Annotated in this window: 3 protein-coding genes and 2 pseudogenes; 4 read left to right on the top strand and 1 reads right to left on the bottom strand. The window is 69.9% G+C overall.

From position 1 onward, the window contains the following. From JWR81_RS13375 to JWR81_RS13360, 4 genes and pseudogenes are all read left to right on the top strand, one after another. Positions 1-134 (top strand): annotated as a pseudogene (locus JWR81_RS13375) (disulfide bond formation protein DsbA); the annotation flags it as partial. A 189-nt stretch (positions 135-323) separates the two neighbouring features. Next, positions 324-1,986, top strand: a pseudogene (gene istA, locus JWR81_RS13370) (IS21 family transposase). Positions 1,987-1,999: 13 nt separating this feature from the next. Beyond that, on the top strand, positions 2,000-2,767 hold the full coding sequence (istB, locus tag JWR81_RS13365; RefSeq protein WP_297651143.1) for an IS21-like element helper ATPase IstB: 768 nt from the start codon (positions 2,000-2,002) through the stop codon (positions 2,765-2,767). 338 nt (positions 2,768-3,105) lie between these two features. Next, positions 3,106-4,314, top strand: a complete 1,209-nt coding sequence (locus JWR81_RS13360) for a PP2C family protein-serine/threonine phosphatase (protein ID WP_297651141.1) — start codon at positions 3,106-3,108, stop codon at positions 4,312-4,314. Between the two features lie 70 nt (positions 4,315-4,384). On the opposite strand, the gene JWR81_RS13355 is transcribed toward JWR81_RS13360, so the two are convergent. Then, a partial coding sequence (locus tag JWR81_RS13355; protein WP_297651145.1) for an ATP-binding protein occupies positions 4,385-4,525 on the bottom strand: 141 nt, incomplete at its 5' end.

The following is a 4,525-nucleotide window of genomic DNA, read 5'->3' as shown; positions in this document are numbered from 1 at the left end:
CAGGCGTAGACGGTGTGGCGTTCTTCGGGCCAGTGCTCAGCGCGATACCGCGGGGTCAGGAAGCCCTCGACATGTTCGACGGGACATTGCTCATCGCACGCAACCCACACTTCTCGAAGCTGAAACGCTGTCGGCGATCAAGAAATTCCCCAGTGGTAGCGGTCTCGCGATCACGTAATTCCCCACCCCGATCACGGAATTCCCCATGGGGACGACGTATGCCGCGCGGCGTGTCGCCGGGGGTCTGGCCCTCGTAGTGCCGAGCCTCGCCTCGACCAGGTGTTCGAGGCGAGGGACAGCCGATGGCGAGGAGAAGTTTCACCGTGATCGACGTGACCGAGATCTTGGTCCACTGGTATGCGGGCCGGCCGAAGACCGTGTTGGCTGAGTCGTTGGGGGTGGACCGCAAGACGGCGCGCAAGTACGTGGCCCCGGCCGAGGCGGGCGGGTTCAGCCCGGGCGGGCCGCCGGTGTCGAGTAGTGAGTGGGCGGGGCGGGTGCGGGAGTGGTTCCCGGAGCTGGTCGACACGCGGTTGCGGCAGTGTCGTGGCCGGCGATCGAGGCCCACCGCGACTACATCTACGAGCAGTTGAACCAGGGGGTGACCGTGGCGACGATCCATCAGCGGCTGCATGACGAGCACCGGCTGGAGGCCTCGGTGGCCAGCCTGCGCCGGTGGGTGCGGGCGAATCTGCCTGAGCAGGCCCGCCGCGATCAGGTGCGGGTGTTGCGCCCGGACGAGGTCGAGCCCGGCGCCGAGGGTCAGGTCGACTACGGCAAGTTGGGCATGTGGTGCGACCCGCAGACGGGGCGGCGTCGGGCGGTGTGGGCGTTCGTGATGGTGCTGGCCTGTTTGCGGCACATGTTCGTGCGCCCGGTCCTGACCATGGACCAGCAGGCCTGGACCCAGGCGACGGTGGACGCGTTCGTGTTCTTCGGTGGCGCCCCCGTGAGGTTGGTGCCCGACAACCTCAAGACCGGGGTCGAGCGCCCGGATCTCTACGATCCGCAGCTCAACCGCTCCTACGGCGAGCTCGCCGCGCACTACGGCGTGCTGATCGACCCCGCGCGCGCCCGCAAGCCCCGGGACAAACCGCGGGTCGAACGCCCGATGCCCTATGTCCGCGACAGCTTCTGGCGCGGCCGCGAGTTCACCTCGCTGGCCGGGATGCAGGCCGACGCTCTGCGCTGGTGCGTCGAGGTCGCCGGCACCCGGGCCTGTCGGGCGTTGGACGGGGCCGCGCCGGGCGTCGTGTTCGCTACGGTCGAGCAGCCGGCGCTGTTGGCGCTGCCGCGCAGCCAGTTCGAGCTGGCCTCCTGGTCGCGACCCAAGGCCGGCCCGGACATCCACATCAAGGTCGGCAAGACGCTCTACTCGGTGCCGTGGCGGCTGATCGGTCAGCATGTCGACGCCCGCGCGACCGCGCACACGGTGCAGGTGTTCCACGACGGGGCGCTGGTCAAAACCCACATCGCCAAGCCGCGGGGCAAGCAGACCCACACCGGCGACTACCCACCCGAGAAGATCGCTTCCACATGCGCACCCCGACCTGGTGTCGGGAACAAGCCGCGATGGTCGGACCATCGGCCACCGCCGTGATCGCCGAGCTGTTGGAGGTCAACGCCCTGTTCCGGCTGCGCGCCGCGCAAGGCGTGCTCGGGCTGGCCACCAAATACGGCACCGGCCGCCTCGAGCGCGCCTGCGCGCTGGCCGTCGCGGTCGGTGATCCGTCCTACCGCACCATCAAGGGGATCCTGCTCGCCGGCACCGAGAGCGAACCCGCCGCCCGCGCCACCGGGGACGGCGGCGCCGCGGCACACCTGCACGGCCCCGAGGGCCTGTTCGCCAACGTCGTCCCCCTCACCAGCACCTCCACCAGCACGTCGGCCACCGCGCAGATCGCGAACCCGCCGGACACGACCACCACGGTCGACGCCGTCGCGGCCACCGGGACGACCGGGCGCAGCCGCCGGGGCCAGCGATGATCCGGGGCCAGCGATGATCGTGGAAGCCGCACTACGCGACACCCTGCGCGCGTTGAAGCTGTCCGGGATGCTCGAGACCCTCGACGCCCGCCTGGTCCAGGCCCGCGTCGGCGAGCTGGGTCACCTGGAGTTCCTGCAGGTCCTCTGCCAGGACGAGATCAGCCGCCGCGACCAGGTCGGGATGGCCCGGCGGCTGCGCCGGGCCCGGTTCGAGGAACAGGTCACCCTCGAAGGGGTCGACTTCGCCGCCAACCCGAAACTGCCCGCCGCGCAGATCCGCGACCTGGCTGCGCTGCGCTGGCTCCATGCCGGAGAGTCGGTGATCCTCTACGGGCCGGTCGGGGTCGGGAAGACCTACGTCGCCCAGGCGCTGGGGCACATGGCCATCCGCCACAGCGCCGAGGTCCGATTCGCCAAGACCAGCCGGGTGCTGGCCGACCTCGCCGGTGGGCACGCCGACCGCAGCTGGGAACGACGGCTGCGCGAGCTCGCCCGCCCGCACGTGTTGATCCTCGACGACTTCGCCATGCGCGAGCTGACCGCCGGCCAGGCCGACGACCTCTACGAGCTGATCAACGAACGCTCAGGACGATCACTGGTGCTGACCTCGAACAGATCACCGGTCGACTGGTATCCGCTGTTCCCCAACCCCGTCGTCGCCGAGTCCCTGCTCGACCGACTGATCAACACCAGCCACCAAGTCCTGATGAACGGCCCCAGCTACCGCCCGAACAAGCGCCCCGGCCGCTCCACCCTGGACCCGAAGCAGACCACCGAGTAGAACATCACCACGGGCCGGGCCCTGGGGAATAACTTGATCGCAGCCCTGGGGAATTAGCTGATCGCCGACAATTGATGAGGTGGGAGGCCGCGGTGGGTCTGACCAACGTGCGGGTGGCGACCCCGGCCAGATCGGCATAGCCCAACCCGGCGTGCGGCGCCGGCGCCGATCCCACGCCCCCCTTACCGCACCGACGCCCGGCCTTCCACGCGGCCAGGACTCACCCCAGCCCCGAGGAAGTCTGGCCGGACGACCACCCGCGCAGGAGATCACCTCATCGGCCGCCGTAGCCTGATCGGCCGGTGACCGGCGGAGTGCCCACCAGAGAGGAGCCGATCATGGCGGGCCATCCCGAGCCGCGCACCGAGCAGGAGTTGCTGGGCGACCTGGTCGGGCAGCTCGACACCGCGACACCCTACGAGCTCGTGGAGGTGTGCCAGGCGTGGCTGGCCCGACGGGTCGGCGCCCGGTGGAGCGGGCTGCTGCTGGTGGACTACAGCCAGACGGTCCTAGAACCGGTACCCGGGCGCGGGAGCGGAACGTCACCGGGGCGCCCGCACACCGTGGCGGACGGGCCGGCCGGGACCGCCTACCGCGAGCAGCGGGTGGTGCGCGATCCCGCACCCGCCGGAACGGAGCAGAGTCCGGACCCGGGTGAGGTCGTGGTGTATGTACCGGTCACCGTCCGCACCGAGCGTCTAGGGGTGCTGATGGTCGCGGTCGCACAGCTCACACCGGCGGTCACCGAGCTGTTGTCCGACGCCGCCCGGGTACTGGCCCACGTGCTGGTCGTGGCCCGCCGCTACACCGACCGCTTCGAGATGCTGCGCCGCCGCAAAGACCTCGGGCTGGCCGCGGAGATCCAGTGGGAACTGCTACCGGTGCTGGCCTACGAGCTACCCGCGTTCTCCATCGCCGGCGCCCTGGAACCGACCTACGACATCGGCGGCGACACCTTCGACTACGCGGTCAGCGCCACCCGACTGACCATCACCGTCACCGACGCGGTCGGACACGGACTACGCGCCGCGCTGCTGGGCAGCCTCGCGGTCACCGCCATGCGCAACCTGCGCCGCCGAGGCGAGGACATCTGCGCCCAAGCCGCCGCCGCCAACCAGCACCTCGTCGAACAGTTCCCCGGCGCGGAGTTCGTCACCGGGCTCCTGTTGGAAATCGACGCGCCGACAGGGTCGGCACGGTTACTCAACGCCGGACACCCGGCACCGCTGCTACTGCGCGACGGGCTGGTCGAGACCGTGCAGCTGCCCCCAGACCTCCCACTGGGCCTGGACCGAGCCACCGTCTACCAGGAACACACGTTGCCGCTGCGCTCCGGTGACCGGCTGCTGCTGCTCACCGACGGGATCACCGAAGCCCACCACCGCGGCGCTCCCCCGTTCGGCACCCCACACGTCAAACAACTCCTCACCAGCCTGGCGCACCTGCCGCCTGCGGAGTTCGTCCGCCACCTCACCCGCGCCGTGCTCGACCACCGCGGCGGTGACCTCGCCGACGACGCCACCGCGGTCTGCCTGGACTGGCACTGACCCCCTTGTCCGCGTACGACCCCATGTGCCGAGGCAGGTACGACCTGACGTGGCGAGGCTGGCGGGCCGATCATGCCACGGTGGTGCTACCTCCTTCGATCGCGGTGAGTCGGTGTTTCAGCCGATAGCTCGGTCCGTTGATCGAGAGCACTTCACAATGATGAAGTACGCGATCGAGAATCGCCGTGGCGAGGACATCGTCACAGAAGAC

Source organism: Pseudonocardia sp., from assembly GCF_025965585.1.
Taxonomy (GTDB): Bacteria; Actinomycetota; Actinomycetes; order Mycobacteriales; family Pseudonocardiaceae; genus Pseudonocardia.
Note: the sequence above shows the minus strand (reverse complement) of the source record. Positions and strands in the feature narration are given on the sequence as shown.

Excerpts from the sequence above, each read along its gene's own strand:
- istB (WP_297651143.1), top strand. The coding sequence starts at position 2,000 with ATGATCGTGGAAGCCGCACTACGCGACACCCTGCGCGCGTTGAAGCTG.
- JWR81_RS13360 (WP_297651141.1), top strand. The coding sequence starts at position 3,106 with ATGGCGGGCCATCCCGAGCCGCGCACCGAGCAGGAGTTGCTGGGCGAC.